The sequence below is a fragment of the Candidatus Nitrospira nitrificans genome, assembly GCF_001458775.1.
Lineage (GTDB): Bacteria > Nitrospirota > Nitrospiria > Nitrospirales > Nitrospiraceae > Nitrospira_D > Nitrospira_D nitrificans.
The window spans coordinates 60,257-80,126 of sequence record NZ_CZPZ01000032.1 but is presented as its reverse complement, the minus strand read 5'-3'; the positions used below and the strand labels follow the sequence as shown (position 1 = coordinate 80,126).

Here is a 19,870-nt window from a genome sequence, read left to right as displayed (position 1 = left end):
AGACTTTTCAGCATCCCGTTAAACGATCACGCTGTCGAGATGTGTCCGCACATCTTCCACATAGGTCTTGAATGGATCCGGCATGGGAAACGGGGCACGACCCCTCACCTGGAAAATCGACCAATTAATGACATAGGCAGGAAACAATCCATCAGAGGCTGGAAGCTCATCCGTCACTGAAGCGGGCCGCTCACTCAGGAGATGTTTGACCAGTTCACTGCGGCCGTACGCACGCGTGTTCTTAGGTCCGGTTTCCATCGCGAGATCAATGAGGCCGTCCGTCGTCACACGAGGAACACGCCCCTCTTCTAATAATCCATGATACAAGCCCTTCGCCGGATTCAGATTGTGATACTCCAAGTCCAAACTCTTCAGCACAGGATCGGTCCACTCGACATGTTCCGCGTCTCGAAAGCAGTCCAACAACCACAATTTGGATGCCCAATCGACACGCCCGACGAGCTTCTGATAATCGCCGCGCAGATCATGGAGCACCGATGCCCATTGGGCAAGAACCCAATCGGTTTCTTCATCCTGCCCCCCGTAATGCCGGACGGCACAGTCAAGAAATCGTTCTTGAATGTCCACAGCCGACATCATCTTGTGAGACTGCAACCGAACCAACCAGCGCCGCTCTTGATCCTGCGAAATCTCCTGGAGCGCCTCCACCGGTTCATCGATCTCCAATTCTTGAGGCGCATGTCCCTCCTCGATCAGCTGCAGCACCAGCCCGGTCGTACCGAGCTTCAATGCCGTCGCATATTCGGTCATATTGGAATCGCCCAGCAGCAGATGAATCCGCCGGTATTGATTGGGATCGGCTAAGGGTTCATCTCTGGTATTCACAATCGCGCGGTTGTGCTGCACCCATTCGAAGAAGTCGTTCACGATATAGTCGGCGCGTTGAGAAATTTGAAAGGGCAACTCCGATACAGGCTGCGCACTGAAAGCCGAACGTGGAACAAGCAATCGATCCACCTGAATCCAGGCATCCTGCGGGGCTGCGGAACCGACACGCCCGGAGCCGGTAAAAATCTGCCTGGTCACAAGAAACGTCACAAGCGGAACCATCCCGCGTCTCGAAAAAGGGAACCGTCGAGACACCAGGTAATTCTCATGCGAGCCGAAGGTCGCATCCGTCTCATGGTCGATGTTGTTCTTGATCAACGACACCTGGTTACAGAACCCAAGCGCTTCGATCGTTCGCTGCAATAAGAGATCCCCGGCGCGGTCCGAGGCCACCACATCCATGAGGGAATGACATTCCGGCGAGGCATACTCCAAATGCCCCATGTCCAAATAAATTCGTCCGGCGTTGGTGAGAAATCCCCCATTGCCCGGAGGCTCATCATGCCCTCGATGGTGCAAGTCCGGCACACCCCGCCGTTGGACCTGGAAGAGATGGTCCCGAATCCTATGCGCAAACCATGTCGGGGAATGGTCCGGTCGATCCTCGTGGATCAAGAGTCCGTATTCAGTCTCTAAACCGAAGATGCGATTCAACATACTTTTACGAGAGTGATGGGCTTAGCTCTTTGGGGAGCACGGCTTTCAGATCATCGATCCCAAGGGCTCGATACTTGGAGGGTCCTTGCACATGGCGATCAAGCAAGGCACATTCGATCGTCTTTTCGGCAATGCACCGCCGCAGATAGGCATAGAGCGTCTCAGCGTCCGCCGCATCCTGATCAGAGCCGGCCCTCGCCTCGTCATGGCTCTCTCCCTCGTCCGTTGCTTGCCGTTGCGCTCGGTCACCGAGCGCCCAAGCACGAATCGCCGCACCCACAGCGTCCTCAAGAGAGCCGATCGACTGTTCTCGGAGATATTCGGCCATCTTCTGCTCGACCGCCGACGTCGCGGCCAGCACCGCATACCGGCTCTTTTCCTCAAAAGTCCCATCATAGTTGATCGTCAGGAAACCGTCTTTTCCGACTTTCCGGCCTAGCTCTGCCAGCAAGATTTTAACGATGAAGGGGGCCTTGAACACCTCTTCGAACGCCTGCTTGATTGTCGGCGCCATTCCGTACTTCATCAGCCGCCCTCCCGTCACATCGGAAGCTGAACGATTGAACCCTTCGACGTGAGCCATCTCCAACAGATTGAAGCGCAGCCTCTCAAGATCAGCCGGGTGCCCCATGCCCCCCAGGGCGAGACGATCGTAAATCTCATAGAGCTTGGCCGTGCCCTTGCTCATCGTCATGAGCACAATGCCGTGCGCACAGGTGACTCCGACGACAGGGGCCCCCTCCCTAAACTGCTCGTCGAGATAGGTCCGACGATTGCCGACCGCTTCAACCCATTTATATGGTTCTTCATACATGACGACTGACCTTTGCCTCGAACAGCGGCTTCAGTTGCACGTCCGGCATGGTGCGCACACCGGAAACGGTGATGAATTTGATCACCGGATAGAGACCGGCCTCGCGGTTGACTCCCCCGGTCGCGCTGTCGAATTCCGCGGCGCTCGTCAACAGTCGCAACGCCTGAACGGCCGCCTGCTCTTCCGGCATCGCACTCAGCGGCTGTTCGCCCCATGTGTTCACGTAATGGAGGATCCCGCGAATGGTCGGTGAACCGGACCCGGATACCGCGTAATCCACTCCTTCGAACTCCGCACCGAGAATGTCGTAAAAATAGATCTTTGCCGTTTCCTGCTCGAAATCGTACCCGGCAAAAATCGGCACCACGGCGCCCGTGCCAGCCAGCGCCGCCGGAACGTTGTCTTTCAGCAGTTTCGAGAGAGCCCTGAGTTTTCCTTCGAAGCTCAGTTCCTGAAGCTGCGTCCGCCGATAATACTTGAACGAATGTTCAAGGATGCGCGCCATTTCATACGCAGTCGCCGGCACTCCGGCGATCGCCATGACGCTATGTCGATCGATCTCCAACACCTTGTCGGTTCGGTCGTACATCACCATATTGCCGGCTGTCGCGCGCCGATCCCCGGCGACCAACACACCATCCCGATACTTGAATGCAAGGATCGTCGTAGCCGTCGTCAGCTCCTGCCCTCCCGCAGCCTGGCTCGACAGGCCAAACACATGCCCGTGTTCCTTCAACAACTGATAGAAATCGCTCTGCATGTCCATGCTTCTCTCCGTGATTCGGGAAACACAGGAAACGGAGTTCGCCGCTTACAACGCTTCACGATTCATGTTTAACGATTAACGCCTACTCGCCGGTTCTCTGCCGATACCGCTCTGCCTGTTTGGGATCGACCTTGCGCATCCGCTTCATGAGGCTATCCTTCTCGGGCGATCCCGTATCCGGCCGTCGCGGCCCGCCGCCTTCCTCCGGTGGACTCGGCGACTTCGGCATGGGATCAACCGGCCCCTCACGTCGTTCGGGCATCATACCCTGTGTCATGCCTGCCTATCCTTTCTATGGTTCCACGCCGCCAGCGCATCAGCCGGTGAATGGGCACACCGGAAGACATCCATGCATCGTCGAACTTCCTGTGGATCAAAGAGATCCCCCATGTCCAGACTCTGTGCGCGCAACCTTCCGACGAACTGAATCCGTTCCCATTGCATCGAGTGAATCTGATCGGAGAACCGCTGTACGCAGAGTCCGCGCAGCCCGCCACGGGTATCGCTTGGGCCGTTCCGAATCGCCTCGTTAATCGTCTCGTCGGTCGTCATCCGCCAAGCGTTTCCCTCGGCTTCCAATCCCAAGTAGAGCCCTTGTTCGGGATTGATATTGTGATACTCCAAGTCCAAGCTGGCCAACCAGGGATCATCCCAGCCGATCCGCTCTTCTCGGAGAAACGTCTCGAGCAACCACTGTTTCGTGATCCAATCCAGCTTGCCGACCAATTGGAACCGGTCATGCGCCAACAGATGCAAGGTCTCGCTCCATTCCATCAAGAGCCAGTCCGACTCTTCGTCTGATCCGGCCAACTCGCGACAGGCCGCCTCACAGTACTGCTCTTGCAGCTCCACGGCGGAAAGCCTCCGTCCGTTCTTGAGGCGAACCACCGCTTTCAAGTCCGGATCGCGCGACAACTGTTTCACGGCGCCCACCGGCTGTTCCAGCTCAAGATCAGGCGCAGCCTCTCGCTCAATGAGATCCAGCACGAGTCGCGTCGTCCCGACTTTGAGCGCCGTCGCATACTCGCACATGTTGGCATCGCCGATGATGAGATGGAGCCGCCGATACTTCTCACGATCCGCATGGGGCTCATCTCTGGTGTTGAGAATCGGTCGGTTATGCATCGTATCGACGCCCAACTCGGCTTCCATAAAGTCGGCGCGTTGCGAGAGCTGATACCGGCCTGGAACATGTCCGGACTCCTGTGCCTCAGTCCCGACCTTCCCCGCGCCGGCGATGACCTGTCGGCTCACCAAGAACGGCATCAAGCCGGCAACGAGGGCCGCAAAGGGAACGGCCCGCGAGACGAGATAGTTGTCGTGACAGCCATAACTGTGGCCGTGGAAATCCGTGTTGTTTTTGTACAGCCGGAGATGCGGGCCGCCGAGCGCCCGATTACGTCGTTGGGCGGCGCGGAGCACGATACGCTCTCCCGCGCGATCCTGGGCCAGCAGGTCTCGAAGTGTTCGGCACTCAGGCGTCGAATATTCCGGATGCGTATGATCGTTGTAGAATCGCGCGCCGTTCGGCAACACGAGGTCGCTCTTCATGTCATGGAAAGAAAAGGGACGATGGGCATCGCGTTGGGCGAACTCATCTTCCTCTCGATCTTGCTGCAAGCCCGAGGCACGAAAGCCGCGAGCATCCTCATGTGGATCCTCACCCGCATAATCCCAACGCCGCTCGAAAGAAGCGGCCAGATGGGCGCGCACCAATTCCATCGACTCGACGACCGGATCCATCTCCGGCACGTCATCGCGCGTAATCCCGTATTCTGTTTCGATTCCAAAGAGACGCATGATTCGTTATTTCGTTAAACGTGAACGGCGAAACGTAAAACGATCATCGCATTATTCTGTCAACACTCCAGCTTCTCACTTTTCACTTCTCACCTTTTACTTTTCACATTTCACATTAAATAATCTGATTCACGAGGCGTTCTTCGGTCCGACGCCCCCGCCGAAACGACGAAACCCCAACAACCTGTTCCGGGTGATGATCCAGCAGCTTCAGCCACTCCTCCGCCGCATCGTCCGGCGGCAACATTTCACCCTCTCGAAATTCCTCCGAGACGGAATCCAAGAGGTCTTTGGCCTGCAAACCGGACGGCTGCCCCGACTGAATCGTGCGGTCGATCGCCTTCTCCTTGGCGCGTTGAACGATCGAAGCCAAGATGGCTCCGCTCACCAGATCGCCGCGGTACAACACCTTGTTTTGCCCGCTCCGGAGCCGGATCGACAGAAGCCGATTATCCTCCGTTCGACGGAAGATGGACTCGATGATGTCTTCAACGAGTGACGCCACCGCCCGCACGTGCGCGCCGCCTCGTTCCTCGATCAACGCCGGATCCAGCGGCAGATCCGACGTTAAGTAAACCCTCATAATCTCAGCCGCCGCGTCCTTGTTCGGCCGGCTGACTTTGATTTTCCGATCAATGCGGCCTGGGCGCAGCACCGCTGGATCGATCAAGTCAGGGCGGTTGGAAGCCAGGATGATGACGACGTCGCGCAGCGACTCGATCCCGTCCATTTCGCTGCAGAACATCGGCACGAGCGTGTTCGAGATATTGAAGGAACGCATGGCGCGTCGCGTTCCCAAGATCGACTCCGCTTCATCGATGAAGATAAACGGCAAGGCTCCATCCCTGCGTCTCGCCCGTGCTTGCTCGAAGAGATCGCGAACCATTCGCTCGGATTCTCCCAGCCACATGTTGAGGATTTCAGGCCCTTTCACATGCAGGAATGCTCCGCTCGTCACCGGCGGACGTCTCTCCTGATCGGGCGCTTGCTGTTGCTTGGATTCGCCGACCAGCTTGGCCAAACTACCGGCCGCCGCTTGCCCGATAAGGGTCTTCCCGCAGCCGGGCGGCCCGTAGAGAAGAAAACCCTTGGGTTGCGAAAACTTGAACCGCTCGAATGTCTCGGCATGAAGCAGTGGATACTCGATCGCCTTTCGAATGGCAGCGATCGCTTCGTTCTGTCCGCCGATCTGCTCCCACGTAATGTTCGGGGTCTCGTCAAGGACATGTCGGCTTGCTTTGCGATCACTCAGTTTTTCGATCGCCACACGGTGGCTAGGATCGATACGGATTTCATCACCGGTCTTGAGCTCCACGCCGACGAGGTCGGTCGACCTCTGTAGGATCAACGATTGCCGGCCCATCTCCTGCTCAAACCGCAATCGTCCGTCAGGCATGGCCTCGGTCAGTTTCAAGATAGGGCCATTCCGATCGTACCCGAGCGTCTTGATCACTGTGTAGGCTTCGTTGACCAGAATCTGGGTTCCGACCTTCAGATCCGCAATAGAGACGCGGGGGTCCACATTGGCATAGTACTCGGCCCCACCGACGAGGATGCGGGCGAGCCCCTCACCTGGAACATCCAGCAAGATGCCGATTCGATTGGCCGGCGCCGTCAGTTTGGCAACGACCTCGCCGACTTTCTTGAATTCCACTTCACGTTGATGATGGGCGGCTTGAGAGAGCGTCACCGCATGGCGGAGCTTATACAGCAGTTTCTGTCGAGCATCCCCTTCGGGAAACAAGGCCAGACATTGCTCGATCAACTCGAGCGGATCGGCTCCTGTCTTCAGTGACGGCTCCTCGCTCCGATTGTTGGATTCATCCTGTTCAGGAGCTCTGCGATCACCCATGGAAGATCCTCCATAAAGACGGCACGGATGATCCTATCATACGCATGCCTTGAATTACCGTGGCGCTAATTGACGGCCTGAAGGACCACCGAAACCTTTTCACGCCGATTCCCGCGCAGAATTTCCACGCTCACCTGCTCACCGACTTTGTGTGCTTCCATCACATCCATCAGGTCATCGATGGTGGCTACCGGCTTTCCAGCGGCTGCGACAATGACGTCGCCGAGCTGGACCTGCCCCATCATGGTTTCACGCGCCCCCTTGAGCCCCGCGCGATCGGCGGCGCCGCCGCGCGCCACCTTGCCGATGATGACCCCCTTGATCCCCCATCGCTTCGCCATCGCGTCCGGCACGAGCGAGACGCCCAATCCGGGACGGATGAGCTTGCCGTGCTTGATGAGCTCCGGAACGATGCGGTTCACCGTATCGACGGGAACAGCGAACCCAATCCCCGCGTAGGCCCCGCTCGGACTCACGATTTGCGTATTCACGCCGATCAATCGGCCGGCTCCATCCAGAAGCGGGCCGCCTGAATTGCCGGGATTGATCGCCGCATCGGTCTGGATCACCCCTTCAATCGTCCGATTCGACATGGATTTGATGGTCCGTCCCAACGCGCTCACGACTCCGGCCGTCAACGTATGATCGAGCCCGAACGGATTCCCGATGGCCAACACCTTTTGACCCACCCGCAAATCATGCGAGGAACCAATCGCCAGCGGCTCCACATGGCCGTCAGGCACCTGAATTTGCAACACGGCCAGATCGTGATCAGGATCGGCGCCGACCAGTCTCGCCTCGTATTCGCTCCGATCGGCCAATGTGACCTTGATTGAGCTGGCCCCATAGATCACATGAAAGTTGGTGACGATATGGCCCTGCTTGCTCCATATAAAACCGGATCCCGACCCCTGCGGGACTTCCATGACATCCAGAGACCAGATATCCTGTTGGATCGCCGTATTGGCAATAAACACCACGGACTTGGTCGCCCGCTCAAACACCGCGATCGTCGATCGTTCATCGGCGCTCAGCTCCGGTGGCGGGGGCGTCAGGGGGCGTGGTTTCCCTTCAGGACCGTCATAGACACCACCGAGCGGCTTGCCCCACTCGGCGGCACCGATCGGTGAGCACAGTGTTGCCATGACCAGGAGCAGCGTCACGGACCTGACCAGGCTATTCACCCAGAACCTGCACGACGAGTTCACGGTTTCTGGCACGGGTATCGAAATCCACGACCACGATTTGCTGCCAGGTTCCGAGCAGAAGCGCGCCGGCCGCGAACGGAATGGTGACGGACGGTCCTTGGAGCTGCCCTCGAAGGTGACTGTGGCCGTTGTCTTCCCCGGGATTGACCCTGTTGTGCTGCCACCGGGGGTCAGGAGGAACGAGACGATCCCAAAACATTTTCGTGTCCGCGCGAATCCCCGGTTCGTCCTCAATGATCATGACGGAGGCGGTGGTATGTTTGACGAATACCGTCACAATTCCAGCTGTGAGATTGGAACCGGCCAGGGCATCGGCAACGGGTTTTGTGATGTTGTCGACCCGCGTGTCTCCTTCCATGCGGATCGTCAGCGAAACGGTGTGAACAGCCATCATCGTCTCCGATCTGCAAGGCTGCGAAGGTACCGGCGGTCGCTCCGGGTCAGCGGCTCGCCTCGTGCTTCTTCCAGAATCGGATCGAACACCCCTTCTGCGGTCAACGCCCGTACCGCGCTCAAGACTTGACTGCTCAGAATGCCTTCTTGGCCGAGCTTGTCGAGATAAGCAAAGGCCTCCGGCAGGCTCTCTTTGTTCCGGGCATAATAATCGCGTCCCCGGCGCTGATTGCTGTAGGCCTCAAACTGTTCGCAGGCGACAAGGATCTCCGCCAACTGTCGAACCCACGCTTTGGCCTTCGCCAGCCGTTCCGGATAATAGTAATACAGCATCACTTGCCGCATCCAAGGCTTCCACTCGATGCCCAACCTCTTCAACTTCGGCTTCACCGCCCGCAATCGTCTGGCAAGTCGCCGAGCATAGCCCAGCCGCATTTCGATCTGCTCGACCGCCCATGGGTCCATGGCCACGCCGGAGGCGATCAGATCCCGGCGATACAACGACACGAAGGCTTCGGTCTCCCGGCCATACGCCGTCCTCGGGTGAATGGCGCGCCATTCACGAGGCCTCGTCGGAATACCCCGTTGCTTGGCCCACGACCAAATCGTTCCAAAGAGTTGCCGATCGAGGCCGGCGCGGCCCAAGTCATGCAGAAGGCAGGCAACGTGATAGAGCCGGACCCGATCGCCCGGATGGCCTAGGCGATCGGCAACGGTGACGCACATCTTCGCCGTTCGCACGGCATGTGGCCGATCATAGCCGCGGATTGTGCGTCCCGGTCGGCGGGGGTGCGGATAATCGTAGAGTTTCATGAGGGCCGTCGCGAGAGGACGGGAGACTTCCAGAGGTTGTCGCCGACGAGATCCGGATAGAGCCATAGTTCACAGCATACGCGAAACGACCGAGCAGCCTGAGCGAGAATATCGTCGGCCGAAACAGCGTGTCAAGGCGACTCGTAGCCCGCATGATTCATGAGCGCTTCTACCGCCATCGCCGATCCGCTGTTCCGACGAGACTCGGCCGGCGGGCTCGCCTCTCGGGCTTCGCGCCCATCTCATGACGCGGCTTGGCGATTTCGCGACGAACTGTCATGAACCATGCGGGCCAGGGAATCGGCTTGCTTCAATTTTATGGACGTTGCCTACGGACTTTGCCCACGGACTTTGCTATGCTCGCCTACGGACCCAAGGCGCGAGGACATTGCAATGATGAACTGGTTACGACCCTGTTGCCTTGCCGCGGCTTCAGCCATCGCCACCGAACCGGTGTGCGGCTTCGCCGGAGTTCTGGATCAGTTGACCGATCTGACCGGACGGGTACAAACCATCGTGACATTGAAGGGTCGCGACAACTTCGCCAGCGAATATCGTTACGACGTGAGTGTCAGGAACCTTTCACCGGACCCGCTCACCGGCGACTCCCTGGTCATCGTGCTGGACAAGATTACCAACTTGGCCGGCGAAGATCGCGAGGGGCTGACGGGAGAATCTTTTCTGAAACGATTCGACGTGCTCGACCAAGACGGCCAGACCGACGACGGGAGGCCATACTTCCGCATTCCGGCCGGGACGTCCCCCGACCTCGTCCCGCAAACCGATAGTCTGCCCGCCGTGGTCCGAATCAGGAATCGAGATTACGTGGCGGTCTTCACCCCTTCGTTCAAAGTTCTCGGACAGAAGCGGCCTCCTCCGGAGGCGAAGCGAGCTGAGTCCCCGATAACTTCCGCAGCTCCGGCTCTCGGACCGTCGACAGCCGGCAATCGTCCTGCGGTCGACAAGCTGATTCAGCTGCTGATCAAAAAAGGCGTGTTGACTGAAGAAGAGTGGCGCAAAGCCAATCAGCCATGACGGACACCCCCTGCATGGCCTGCCAAGGAATCTGGCCGAGACAGGACCATTTCATCGCAGACCTCGGATCGTCGAAGGTCTATCTCCACGATGACCAATTCTTTCCCGGCTGGGCCGTCGTCGTATTTCAACGTCATGCGACTGAATTATTCCAGCTTGCGCCCACCGAACGCTGCGAGCTGATCGAAGCGGTCAACCGAGTGGCGGACATCTCGGCCAAAGTCCACCGAGCGAAGAAGATGAATTACGAACTCCTTGGGAACCAACTTCCCCATATCCATTGGCATATCATTCCCCGTCTGGCGGATGATCCGGCTCCACTGGAACCGGTATGGCGGGTGCCGCATAACCCTCTTCTTCTGACGGGAGCAGCGCTTCATGAAGCCATCGACCGTCTGGCACGCCCGCTTCGCCTGGCCCGGTGAATCCCTTCGTCGTCGTCCCGAATCCCTACAGACGTCATAATTTGGTTATCGTGACTCTCTTCCGATGCGTCCCGGATCGATACTGTTACCCTCCACCTTGCCGCAACCGTTAGCGCCTTCGCGCATTGACCGAATCTGGCTGGAAATGAAATGTACGGGACGCCATTTCTTATCCGTCGAAACACTGCCACAACGACACTTCCAACAGGACCGACTGGTTCGGTTCGAAGGGCAGACCAAGCGAGTCGGGACTTAGCTGAAAGTGAGGAGGCTCACGTAGCCAAACTCAGTGCCTCCCGACGAAGAACTTGTGCGCAAGATACAACACGATCATCATTACAGTACTGGCGGATCCTGCTAAGAGGATTTCGAAAGGCAACAGATTGTGTGAGGTAGGATCGCGAAACCCATCGACCACGATTCGCAGAATGACAAACGCCATCATTGCCGCCGGACCGGCTGCCGCCATTCTCCAGGCTCCGTGCCAGCGCCATACCGCCCAACCTGGCAAGACGAACCCTAAGAGTCCGGTCGCGAACGCGACCAAGACGAATCCCGTAACGAGAGCTATATCAGAGGCACTGACGGGCTCCTTCATTCGCGCTCGATAGGTCTCGTCTTGCGCCGCCTTGGCACGGGCGCTCATCTCCGCTATCCAAGCCGGCTGAGGCTGCCTCTCACCCGCCTCACTGTCTCTCACGATATCGCCGCGCCACACGGCAACAACGGATGTATTTGAGGTGCTGCCGTCCCCTGCCATAATCCGGACTTCATCCACCGCGCCCCCTTTGGAATCAAAGAAAAACCACGCAAAGGTCTCGCCGGTTCCCGAATAACTAGGCGAAGTATTAGTGCCGGCATTGACCTGCTTTCCATTGATATATGGACGAGCCCAGATATGGATAGGCTTGTCAGTCTCATATGCCAGCCGAAGATAAAAATACTCGTTCCTTCCCAAGGTGACGTAATTGCCGGGCGGCCAAGTTTCGACGACGCGAACAACCGTCTCAGCTTGAGCGCCGTCGATCGCCAAGCATGACAGCGGAAGCACAAGCAGAAGCATGAGCCGTTGCAGATGCGCGAAGACTAAAACAACGGCAGGTTTCAGATATCGGCATCGCATAGATATTGCTCGTAGACTCGAATGACGAACAGACAAGCCGTTCACAGGGGAACTCTAGCAGTCACGGACTTGCCGGCAAAGAATATTGCAAAACCGACTGAGAAGTTTGGCTGATTGAGGCGCGGCACCGAAAACTCAGGCGGCGAGCGCGTGGGTTGGTTGCGGAATTAGAGAGACATGCAGGAAGAAGACGTGACGCGGAGCACCGCTTCCTGCCGGAACCGTGTTTTGTAGGTTGTGATAATTTCCTGAACAGCCTTGTTCCGTAGCGGGTTATCCGGATGAACAAGGCTCAAGACATACGAGGGCTCGCGAATCACTTCACCGGAAGCCGAGCGCCATTGGCCGGACGCCTGCCAACTGGAGAGCCCTTCGGGGAAGCGCGGAGTGACCGTTTCACTGAGGAATTGCGTCCACTCTTCCGGCGTCACGCGACCGGATGGCGTATCTGTCCCGAAATACAGTACCTCCTGCAACGCGGTCCGGCCATCGTCGCCGCACTGACTCGCAGTCATCGCCCCACAACCCACGAGAGACACAAGGAGAAATAGCGCCTTCACCGAGGTTCGACACCGGTTTGGAATGTTCATTACTGCTCTACACTCGCCGCTCTCTCAACCGTATGAATGATACAGTGTCATCTGTGGCAGATATAGATATGCTGACTCTGTCACGCATCAACCCACTCTTGCCACCTCATCTGCGGGCGTAACCCCTCGTTGAATTCGGCTGTCGGTGAAGATTGTTCGTAGCGCTTCGCGGCGGCGTTGCCAATGGTTCTGCGCGGCCGATTCCATCCTTCCATCGACTTGCTTGGACCATCCCCACACCAACAGGCCGACGCAGGCATAGAGAACGCCGATGACGAGAGAGGGATACGGGCACCATTGAGCCATCGCGTCGGCAACCTGGGGAAACGCATACCACCCCCCAACGGCCGGGATCGAGGCCGCGACGAAGGTGTAGTACGACAGCTTTCCGCTTTTGACGGTTCCGGCCATGCCCTCCAGCACCGATTCGTTTTTCAGCGAACCAGCGACTGAATGCGCCATGCGCGGCATCTGCCGTTCAATCGCCCCCAGAGTCTGTTCCGGCGGCCATGACCGCTCATCGTTCGTCCGGACCACCTCACAGCGATGCGGAAGGTTGATAGGCGCATACCTTCCGGTGCCGTTGGCGATGCGCTCGAATACGCTGACATGGATCTTCGGACAGGCGATATTGTGGGCGTGACTGAGTGTGGCAATGTCGCGCGGTTCCCAACGATAATACACCCCTAATCCAGCGCGGGCGTCATAGAGCTCGTCATGAACATCCTGATGCGTGCGCACGTACTCGCGATCCGCCCGAATAAAGCGCAGCCCGCACCGCTCCGCTTCAGCCATCATCCAGTCCAAGGCCACGAGAGACATGCCGTGCTTCACATAACCGCCGCCCACATTTGAATGCACGCCCGCGAACCACACCTGATCCACCTGAGTCGCCGGAATCCCCTTCTCGTTCCACAACTCCGGGTAAAAGGTTCGGCGGTCGTCGTCGATCGATAAGGCATGACAGGCTCGCTTGATGCGGCTGCTGGGCGTCAATTCTGAAAACCGCATGGGGTAGATCCAGTTGAAGAGAGCGCGCAGTTCCTCAAACGGCATCCCGACCGCTCCGACCGTATCCCACACCCCGACAAAATCTATGGTCACCGCCCCGTCGGGAACAGATTCATCGTGGATGATCGCGCCGCACGATTCGCGCCGCGCGCGGTCTTGCTTGGCGATGTCGGACAACGGTTGATTGTTACGCCGTTCCGTCTCGGTCACCCGCTGGAACGCCTCTCGACGAAAGGCGGTCCAACATTCATCCACACTATTCGTGAGCACCTCATGGTCCACCTTCTTGAGGTCCAAAATGCCGCAATACTGGATAAGCCCGGAGAGGGCCCTGACCGTATAGGCGCCCCGGCTGAATCCGAAGAGGAAAATGTGATCGCCAGGCTCATAGACATGGATCAACTCCGTGTAGAGATCCTTGACGTTTTTGCGAAAGCCGTAACCGAACGCCCCTCCGATCAGCTTGAGGGGCGCCAGGCTCGAAGTTCCCACGCCATCGTCATAAAACGCGACCTGGGGCGTTAAGGTCTGATCGTACTTATGACCTTGAATGTCGACGGCCTCGTACAATTTGAAGACGTTGGTTCCTCGTGCCTTGATGGCGATATTGCCGGTTCCATCCGAACACAAGACGATGTTTTTCCCTGGCATGCCACCTCCTCTTCCTCTTGGCTGGATGGATTCACGCCATCCAAGAAACGGTAGCCACGTTCGGAACTAGACGGACATCCTGATCGGATGATCAGCAAACTTCATGCCGATCACGATAGTGAAAGAGCTTCTGCTCTGGTCCTCTCAAGTCTCCGCGAGCCATCGAACTCCGACCTTCCTGATTCAGCCTGCCGAGCCATCGCTCGGTTGCGCTGGGCAGACTACGGCACAGGCCCGGACGGTCACGACCAACCTTCAAGACGCCACCCACGCGACACAAACAATGGCACGAAGCTCGGTGGAATGAACAGCCTGTCCTCTGCATGAGGAATACGAAAATAATGCTGCGGCTGTAGCATGACATTGTCATTCCGACTCAAATCGATGACCGCGCGATCGGGGGCTTCCCGTCGCCCGAGATAGCGCACCTCGAATGCCTCGAAGCGAAGAGGGTTGGATGGATTGAAGATGCCGATTCCGCTCGCACGAGCTTGTCGAGCCAACACTCGCGCGCGGCGCAACCCTGGAGTGGACTCGGCGACCCGGTTCGCGGTGCCAGGCACGAGGACCGCATCGAGAATCGACGGGGATTCGCGGAACGGATCGATATTCGGCCATACGAAGAACGGCATGGCTGCCCCCTGTTCGAGCATCCGTTCGTTGTAGGTCGGGGGACGTGGCCCGGGACTGTTGCGGTTCGGCTGATTCCGATTGATAAATGCCAAGAAACGCCCAAAGGAATCGAAGACCTCGAAGGAGAAGGACAGAAAGTATCCGAATGTACCGGGGGTCTGCCCCAGTGCGGCCATATCGGCTTGAATCAGCCCGATCAGCGCTCGTTCGGCATTGTCACCATGGACGCGATGGTTGATACCGGCACCGGCTCCAACACGCGCGCGAAGATGGGCCGCAAGATCGGTATCGATATTAAACGGTCCGAACCGCGGGAGGAATGGATCGGTCAGATAGTCCTCCCATTCCGACGAGTCGAGGCGGCGCTGCGCGGAGGCGCCGGCGAGCGAGAAATTCTTTTCTGGCGTATCCACGCCGAGAAAGCGAACCGAACCACTCCCCTCGATATGAATCCCGGCTGTATCTCCGTCCGGGATCGAACCTTCAAGTGATTGCGGTTGGCCGTTTGCTCCACGACGGATTGATCCGATCGCCCGCACATTGCCATTCATGGTGAAAAATGCATCGGACATGACCACATCCCGCCTGTCAGTTGAGGATCAGCCACAGCTGGTACCTCCTGACTCAGGCAATGCCTGTACCGCGATTGCTAAAACATGTCTTTACCTTATTTTCCAGCTATCTGCACGGTAGCTGGACCATGGACACGAGAGGATGGCGAGGGCGCACTGTATCGGAACAGTCAACGGCAGTATCGAAAAAGATACGGGTTTATTATCGACATCGACTCGCGTCGCAGAACAATTCTCAAGCCTGTCTGCCCGATCGTGCCCCTTGCAGTCAAAGAGCCCTCTTGGCAGCGAGAAGTTGCTCGGCTTGCACGATCGCATCCCGCAAGGCCTTCAGCCTTGCATCGGGCTTCCTCGCTTTCGGAAGGCTGTTCACAAAGCGAGACGCTGCCTTGGTTAAGGCTTGCAACATCTCCCCGATATCGTCCACTTCGCGCAATTCCCCGGATGCCGCAGCGCGAGCCATCGCCAGCCGTCTTCGAGGGCCAACATATGGTTGGGGAGCGATGGGATTATCTTTTTCGAGTTCTGGGCGTCTGAATATCATGATGTCTCCTCCCAAATACGATCACAATCACGAGAACGCGCACGTTGTCTCGTACGGTGAGCCTGCGAGCCATGCGAGAGCGAAGGTGGAGAACAGGTTCAGCATCCTACTCGAATTTACAGTCATCCTCCTTGATCTCTGGTCCAGGAACGGGATGTCGGCGAACCTGCCGCACGTGGTTGCGGCAGTCCATCTCGGCTCCTTCCTTCGATGCCTTGCCTTCGTGGACCAACCGTCGCCATTGAATGATCCGCTCGGCGAACGGGTCGTATCGGCAAACATCCCTGCCCGAGGGTTGCCCGGCCAGTTGCTTACACTTGGTTACCCAGAGATCCGCGGTCAATGCGCCGCTCTCCACGGATCTGGTGAGTTCATAGAGCCGATCGGAAAACGATCCGAATTCACAGGCAGCAGGATCTACCGGCGGTGGCGCTGCATGATTCCGGTCGACGGCATTCAGCATCTGACGACAATTGGTTTCCCCGGCCTCTTTCGAGATCAGTCCCGTTTCGATCTGCCGTTTGGTTTCCGTCCGCCGCTCATCGAACTCAGATTTGGAGAGGAGGGCCGGCGCTCCGACCATCATGGCCGTCGTCGTGGGACATCCGGCTAAAACCAAGGGTAAGAGGCCAAGGAGCAGTCGTCGCATCGGCAACCTTACGTTCGACACAAACCGGCTCATAGCTGGATCCCGTGCGCGATCATGCGAACCGCGCCTATCGACCATACGAGCTCACCGTCTCCCCGTCTTCAGCTTGGCGTAATGCGCACAGCCTTTGGGCTCTCGGAGATCGCATGCTTTCCCGTAATACTTGAGGGCTTCGGCATCATCCTGTTTGACGCCTCGCCCGACTTGATAGACCATGCCGAGATGGATACAGCCCTTCGCTTCTCCGGCGTCACAGGCCTTCCGATAGAGGGTGGCCGCTCGCATGTCGTCCTGCTTGATCCCGGTCCCCTGGGCATACATCACGCCGAGATTGGAGCAGCCTCTCAGGCTTCCCCCGTCGCAGGCCTTCCGATAGAGATCGGCGGCTTGAAAACTATCCGTTTGGACCCCGCTCCCCTCGGCATGCATCACGCCAAGGTTGTAGCAGCTCCTCGCATTCCCTCCGTCGCAGGCCTTCCGGTAGAAGCCGGCGGCTTGCACGTCGTCCTGTGGGATCCCGACTCCCTCGGCATACATCACGCCAAGGTTGTAACAGCCCTTCATGCTCCCCCCGTCACAGGCTTTCCGAGAGAAGGCCGCGGCTTGCACCTCATCCTGAGAGACCCCGATTCCCTCGGCATACATCACGCCAAGATTGTAGCAGCCCTTCGCATTCCCTCCGTCACAGGCTTGCCTATAGAAGTCGGCGGCCTGAACGTCGTCCTGCTGGCCCCCGGTTCCGTCGGCATACATCACCCCGAGGTTGTAGCAGCCCTTCATGTTTCCACCATCACACGCGATCCTCGAAAGGGCGAGGGCTTGAGCCTCATCCTGTGGGACCCCGATTCCTTCGGCATACATCACGCCGAGGTTGGCGCAGCCACTCAAATCCCCGCCATCACAGGCTTTCTTGAAAAGCGCTGCAGCGCGAGCATCGTCTTGCTTCACCCCCTCGCCTTTCATAGACAACAATCCGAGGGAGTTGCATGCTGTCACAGTGCCTTTCTCACATATGGTCTTCAGGTGCTGCGGCTGATCGGCTGCCTCCGAAGGTCTCATCCCCGCTGAGACTAGCGCCGCGACAGCAATGATTACGTGAAGGAGGGGGCGAACCGTCATGGGGTAACCTCCGAAAATGCGAGAAAACTTGAGCGGGGCGCAGTCTAGCGAGACAGGCGATGAGATTCAAGACGGGGAGATCGAGCCTCTCTGCACATGAGGGGTTTGCGGGACAGTTTCACCGTTATGGACACGTTCACGAACAAGTGCTCACATTTCATGAGAAACCCGATGATGTCCTCATTACTATTCGTATTGAAGATCATCAAGATTACGAACAATTCTCGATTCCTCACTGTCAGCGGCACGGCATTTTGCTGTTCATCTTGTCCCCCGCGCGCAGCAGTTCATCGAGACGTCCGTGAACTGAACGAACCGCCCCCAACACGGAAGAGTTCGAGGCCTCGCGGCTTGGCGACTTCGATCTTCCGTCGCGTCAAACTGCTCAACCGGTATCAGGACGCTGCACCCGTTGCAAAGCGAATTACGAAGGCGATAGGATCTCCTTCCATTTTTTCTCTATCTTTCATGAAGCGGGGAAAATGCCGACCTCGGTGCGGTTGATTGAGGCGTTTCCGCCCATGCCTCGCGAGCGGGCTTCGTGGATATATGAGTGTCGCGCCATCCATTGGTGGAGCGCGAATTCGTTCTGAATCCTGCACCTTCTCTATTGGTGAGTGAGACATGATCATCAAGTTATCCGCCGTTGCCTGTATATCCATCGTCATGTGCTGCGGAACCGTCCCCATTGCAATAGCCGCCGAAGATTCAGACGGACAGCCGCAGGACGAATTGAGCGTGACGAAGACCCATCTTCAGCAGGCCAAGCAAAAAATCGATGAGCTCGAACGACAGCTCAAGCAACGGATCGGTGAACTCGTGCTCCAGCTTCATGCCAAGGAGAATGAGATCGCAACCCAGATCACCAACGCCCATGCGAATTCCAAGCAGCTTCGGGAAGACCTTGCGTCACGAACCGAGGAACTCAACCAAGCCAAGCGTCGTGTCGCTGAACTCGAACAACAGATAGCCACGTCGGGGAAGGGACAGGAGCTGGCGCAGGCGAAACGGCGCGTCGCCGAAGCCGAACAACTGGCAGCGAGGAAGGAACAGGAACTAGCCCAGGCCAAACGCCGTGTCACCGACGTCGAACAACAGCTGGCGGCTGTGGCCAAAGAGCAGGAACTGGCCCAGCCAAAGCGCCGCGCGGTCGAAGCCGATCAGCTGGCGGCGGGGAAAGAGCAAGAACTGACGCAGGCGAAACGGCGCGCTGCCGAAGCCGAACAACAATTGGCGTGGAAGGAGCAAGAGCTAGCCCAGGCCAAGCGTCGTGTCACTGAAATTGAGCAACAACTGTCGGGGAAAGAGCAAGAACTGGCCCAGGCGAGGCGTCGCGCCGGTGAAGTCGAACAGCAGTTGGCGGGGAAAGAACAGGAATTGGCTCAGGCCAAGCGCCGTACAGCCGAAGCCGACCAGCAGACAGCGGGAAAAGAGCAGGAGCTGGCCCAGGCCAAGCGCCGCGCCGGCGACGCGGAACAGCAGACGGCGAAGAAAGAGCAAGAACTGGCGCAGGTCAAGGAGGAGATCAAGCACGTCACGCAAAAACTGGCCGATCTCAATCCCCAACTCCTGGCAAAGGATGCGGAACTCACGCGCGCAAAGCAATTGCTGGTGGAGTTTGAGCTCAATTCATCCAAACCAGCCGCGCCGACCGCCGCGCAAGAAGAGAGCCCTCCCACCCTGTCTCTGCTGCCTATCGATCACACCCTATCCTTGAGCACTCCGACCGGACCCGACCCTGAAGGCACGGATGACGGCGAAGCCTTCTCATCAAACGGCGATCTCGGAAAAATCAGCGAAAGCCTGGCGAATCTCTTACAGCCTGAACTCAAGAAAGGCAGCGCGACCTTGAGGCAGCGAGGAAATAGATTGACCCTTGCGTTGACAACCGGTGAGTTATTCTCCACAGGCGATGCAACCGTCACCCTTGGTGGGACCTCGTTACTCGAGCGGCTCGGGGTGGCCTTGCACGGATTCCGTTACCAGAGCATCGAGATTGCCGGGCATACCGACAACACGCCGCTTCGGAACGATCCTCGGAAGGGCTTTCGGGATAATCTCGACCTCTCACGCGCACGAGCAGAACATGCCGTTCAGGTCCTGATCAACGGAGGGATCGAGGCCGACCGCGTCAAAGCCATTGGATACGCCGATAGCAAGCCGATCGCGACGAATGAGACTGAAAAAGGCCGGAATAAGAACCGCCGCATGGAAATCGTGATTACCCAGGGGACAGAATCGGGTGGCGCCGTCGGCGATGGGAAAACACAGGGCGGTCGGAGCGCCAAGGATGCCCTCCTCAAACGGTAGCCCCTCGTGGATACCGAGACACTCCGACCCCTTTACCCCGCACTGACGACCCTTCG

General features: G+C 57.9%; 19 protein-coding genes. 3 read left to right on the top strand and 16 right to left on the bottom strand.

Features of this window, described 5'->3' with window-relative positions:
• Window positions 1–18: 18 nt before the first annotated feature.
• The 9 genes from COMA2_RS15705 to COMA2_RS15665 all read right to left on the bottom strand — a co-directional run bounded on the left by COMA2_RS15705 (window position 19) and on the right by COMA2_RS15665 (window position 9,152).
• A complete protein-coding gene (locus COMA2_RS15705; protein ID WP_090900411.1) occupies window positions 19–1,506 on the bottom strand; it encodes a proteasome accessory factor PafA2 family protein in 1,488 nt (495 codons plus the stop codon).
• Between the two features lie 4 nt (window positions 1,507–1,510).
• Window positions 1,511–2,320 (bottom strand): hypothetical protein, encoded by an 810-nt coding sequence (locus tag COMA2_RS15700; RefSeq protein ID WP_090900408.1) that lies wholly within the window; start codon window positions 2,318–2,320, stop codon window positions 1,511–1,513.
• Window positions 2,313–3,086, bottom strand: coding sequence for a proteasome subunit alpha (locus COMA2_RS15695; RefSeq protein WP_090900405.1), 774 nt, complete (start codon window positions 3,084–3,086; stop codon window positions 2,313–2,315). The genes COMA2_RS15700 and COMA2_RS15695 overlap by 8 nt, the downstream gene beginning before the upstream one ends.
• 82 nt (window positions 3,087–3,168) lie before the next feature.
• Entirely contained in the window at window positions 3,169–3,363 is a 195-nt protein-coding gene (locus COMA2_RS15690; protein ID WP_090900402.1) for a ubiquitin-like protein UBact, read from the bottom strand.
• Entirely contained in the window at window positions 3,360–4,886 is a 1,527-nt protein-coding gene (locus tag COMA2_RS15685; RefSeq protein WP_090900399.1) for a proteasome accessory factor PafA2 family protein, read from the bottom strand. Before COMA2_RS15685 ends, COMA2_RS15690 begins: the two co-directional genes overlap by 4 nt.
• A gap of 115 nt (window positions 4,887–5,001) precedes the next feature.
• The gene (locus COMA2_RS15680; RefSeq protein ID WP_090900396.1) at window positions 5,002–6,738 is read right to left on the bottom strand and encodes an AAA family ATPase; all 1,737 of its coding nucleotides are present in this window, start codon (window positions 6,736–6,738) and stop codon (window positions 5,002–5,004) included.
• Between the two features lie 65 nt (window positions 6,739–6,803).
• A complete protein-coding gene (locus COMA2_RS15675; protein WP_245631059.1) occupies window positions 6,804–7,922 on the bottom strand; it encodes a S1C family serine protease in 1,119 nt (372 codons plus the stop codon).
• Window positions 7,915–8,340, bottom strand: coding sequence for a secondary thiamine-phosphate synthase enzyme YjbQ (locus COMA2_RS15670; RefSeq protein ID WP_245631058.1), 426 nt, complete (start codon window positions 8,338–8,340; stop codon window positions 7,915–7,917). Before COMA2_RS15670 ends, COMA2_RS15675 begins: the two co-directional genes overlap by 8 nt.
• A complete protein-coding gene (locus tag COMA2_RS15665) occupies window positions 8,337–9,152 on the bottom strand; it encodes an HD-GYP domain-containing protein (protein WP_090900391.1) in 816 nt (271 codons plus the stop codon). The genes COMA2_RS15670 and COMA2_RS15665 overlap by 4 nt, the downstream gene beginning before the upstream one ends.
• Window positions 9,153–9,545: 393 nt before the next feature.
• Between COMA2_RS15665 and COMA2_RS15660 the strand changes: the two genes are divergently transcribed.
• Complete coding sequence (locus COMA2_RS15660) at window positions 9,546–10,187, top strand: hypothetical protein (RefSeq protein WP_090900388.1); 642 nt, start codon at window positions 9,546–9,548, stop codon at window positions 10,185–10,187.
• A 14-nt stretch (window positions 10,188–10,201) separates the two neighbouring features.
• Window positions 10,202–10,612, top strand: coding sequence for an HIT family protein (locus COMA2_RS15655; protein WP_175304658.1), 411 nt, complete (start codon window positions 10,202–10,204; stop codon window positions 10,610–10,612).
• Window positions 10,613–10,898: 286 nt separating this feature from the next.
• Here COMA2_RS15655 and COMA2_RS15650 read toward each other — a convergent pair whose 3' ends face one another.
• The 7 genes from COMA2_RS15650 to COMA2_RS20560 all read right to left on the bottom strand — a co-directional run bounded on the left by COMA2_RS15650 (window position 10,899) and on the right by COMA2_RS20560 (window position 17,444).
• A complete protein-coding gene (locus tag COMA2_RS15650; protein WP_090900382.1) occupies window positions 10,899–11,735 on the bottom strand; it encodes a hypothetical protein in 837 nt (278 codons plus the stop codon).
• 167 nt (window positions 11,736–11,902) lie between these two features.
• The gene (locus COMA2_RS15645; protein ID WP_090900379.1) at window positions 11,903–12,325 is read right to left on the bottom strand and encodes a DUF3574 domain-containing protein; all 423 of its coding nucleotides are present in this window, start codon (window positions 12,323–12,325) and stop codon (window positions 11,903–11,905) included.
• A gap of 87 nt (window positions 12,326–12,412) precedes the next feature.
• Complete coding sequence (locus tag COMA2_RS15640) at window positions 12,413–13,987, bottom strand: DUF2235 domain-containing protein (RefSeq protein ID WP_090900376.1); 1,575 nt, start codon at window positions 13,985–13,987, stop codon at window positions 12,413–12,415.
• Window positions 13,988–14,229: 242 nt separating this feature from the next.
• Window positions 14,230–15,192 (bottom strand): hypothetical protein, encoded by a 963-nt coding sequence (locus COMA2_RS15635; RefSeq protein WP_090900373.1) that lies wholly within the window; start codon window positions 15,190–15,192, stop codon window positions 14,230–14,232.
• 268 nt (window positions 15,193–15,460) lie between these two features.
• Complete coding sequence (locus tag COMA2_RS15630) at window positions 15,461–15,736, bottom strand: SIMPL domain-containing protein (RefSeq protein ID WP_090900370.1); 276 nt, start codon at window positions 15,734–15,736, stop codon at window positions 15,461–15,463.
• Between the two features lie 106 nt (window positions 15,737–15,842).
• On the bottom strand, window positions 15,843–16,385 hold the full coding sequence (locus COMA2_RS15625) for a hypothetical protein (protein ID WP_090900367.1): 543 nt from the start codon (window positions 16,383–16,385) through the stop codon (window positions 15,843–15,845).
• Window positions 16,386–16,469: 84 nt separating this feature from the next.
• Window positions 16,470–17,444, bottom strand: a complete 975-nt coding sequence (locus COMA2_RS20560) for an SEL1-like repeat protein (protein ID WP_281176458.1) — start codon at window positions 17,442–17,444, stop codon at window positions 16,470–16,472.
• Between the two features lie 684 nt (window positions 17,445–18,128).
• On the opposite strand from COMA2_RS20560, the gene COMA2_RS15610 reads away from it, so the two are divergent.
• Complete coding sequence (locus COMA2_RS15610; protein WP_090900355.1) at window positions 18,129–19,814, top strand: OmpA family protein; 1,686 nt, start codon at window positions 18,129–18,131, stop codon at window positions 19,812–19,814.
• Window positions 19,815–19,870: the final 56 nt, after the last annotated feature.